Annotated in this window: 1 protein-coding gene; it reads left to right on the top strand. The window is 73.1% G+C overall.

Translation table 11 applies throughout. The features are described from left to right. A partial coding sequence (locus ACWEN3_RS45755) for an acyl-CoA reductase (protein WP_452984274.1) occupies positions 1 to 1,871 on the top strand: 1,871 nt, incomplete at its 5' end. Between the last annotated feature and the right edge of the window lie 259 nt (positions 1,872 to 2,130).

The raw sequence follows: 2,130 nt of genomic DNA, 5'->3' as shown, positions 1-2,130 counted from the left end.
GTGGAAGCCAGCCGCTTCTTGGCGGCACCGGCCCCTGTCTCGCTCCACGCCGAAGCGGCGAGGAACTCGCCCGAGGCACCCGGCGGGCCGCGTCCGAGGACGGCGTGCTGGACGCGCTCGCCGAGGACGTCTGCCGTTTCGAGCAGCAGGCGTGCTCCAGCCCGCAGGTGGTCTATCTCGACACCGAGGACACCGAGGAGGCGTTCGCCTTCGCCGGGCGGTTCGCCGAGCGGCTGGCGAAGGTGTCCGGCGCGCGGCCGGCGCCGCTGCCCGGCCCGGCGGAGCAGGCGGAGATCACCACCGTGCAGCAGCTCGCCCGGCTCGAACAACACCTGGGTCTCACGCGTGTGTTCGCGGCCGAGGACGGTTCCTGGCGGGTCCTGGCCGACACCCGCTCCGGACTCGACGCCTCCCCGCTCCACCGCAGCGTCTGGGTCAAGCCGCTGCCCCGGCACGCGGTCACCGCGACCCTGCGGCCCATGCGCCGCTATCTGCAGACCGCGGCGATCGGAGGCGACCGCGCGGAGACGGCCGCCCTTTCCCGAGCGATGTTCGCCGCGGGTGTCACCCGGGTCACCCCGGTCGGCTCCATGCTGGACGGCTACGAGGGCGAACCCCACGACGGAGTCTACGCGTTGCAGCGCTACAGCCGCAGGGTGAGCGTGCGCGCGGCGGATCCGGAGTTCCGTACGGTCGCCTGTCTGGACGACCTGGTGTCGCCCCCGGTGCTGCCCCCCGCGCCGGAGGCGCCGCTGCTGGGCAAGGAGGGCGTGCAGCGGGCGCTCGCCGCCCTGGATCCGCGTCACGCGCACCTGTACTTCCGCAGCGGCGGCTCCACGGGCGCCCCCGCGCTGTCGGTGTTCACCTGCGACGACTACGACAACCAGATGCGCGCCGCGGCCGACGGACTGCTCGCCGCCGGCTTCGACCCGGCCCGCGACCGGGCGGCCAACCTGTTCTACTGCGGCGGGATGTACGGGAGCTTCATCAGCTTCTTCTCCATCCTGGAGCGGCTGAACGCCACCCAGCTCCCGATGGCCGCGGGCCCCGACCACGCCGCGGTCGCCGAGGCGCTGGTCGCCCACCGGGCGGACACCCTGTTCGGCATGCCGTCCTACCTGTGGCAGCTGTTGCACGCCGAGGCCGACCGGTTGCGTGCCTACGGCGGCATCCGGAAGGTGTTCTACGGCGGCGAGCACTTCACCGTCGAACAACGCCGCGTGCTCACCGACGAGTTCGGGGTGGAGGTGATCCGCTCCGCTGCGTACGGCAGTACCGACCTGGGCCCCCTGGGCTACCAGTGCGCGTCCTCCGACGGCTCGGTCCACCATGTGCTGACCGATCTGCACACGCTGGAGATCCTGGATCCACGCGAGGACCGGCCGGTGGCGCCGGGCGAGCCGGGCCGGCTGGTGTTCACCTCCCGGGCGCGGGCCGGGCAGCGGCTGGAGCGCTACGAGATCGGTGACCTGGGGCGGGCGGTGGAGGGCCCGTGCGCGTGCGGCAGCCATGTGCCCCGGCTGGAGCTGCTCGGGCGCTACGGCGACGTCGTCCGGGTGGGCACGTACTTCATCAACTACCGGCGCATCGTACGGGCGGCGCAGGAGCGGCTGGCCTACCACGGCGAGGTGCAGGTCGTGGTCGCCTCCGGCGCCGACCGGGAGCGGCTGACCGTCCGTCTCGACGAGCAGTACGCCGCCGACCCCGAAGCCGCCCGCGCGGCACTCGCCTCGGAGGTGGCGGAGCTGGCCTCGGCCGAGGCGGAGGGACTGCTGTCCCTCACCGTGCGGACCGTACGCAGGGAGGAGTTCGAGCGCACCCCGACCAGCGGCAAACTGCGCACGGTCATCGACCTGCGCCGACCGCGATAGGCCGTGGGCGGGGCGGCGGTGCGTCGCGTCGCCGCCTGGCTCGAAATCATCCGAACATTTTCCGCGCGTCCGGCATCACACCTTGAGAAGACCGAACCGTAAGCCGATGACCAAGGGGAGATCGCTCATCATGATCGAGCAGCACCAGGACCACATGCCTCAGGCCGCTACGGACGCCCGCTCCGACCGGCGCCGGCGCCCGCGCCTCGTGCGCGCGGCGCTCGCCGTGGCCACCGCCGCCGGGCTGGGCGTCGCCGGC

It is taken from the genome of Streptomyces sp. NPDC004561, from assembly GCF_053602155.1.
This window is presented reverse-complemented; position numbering and strand designations above follow the sequence as displayed.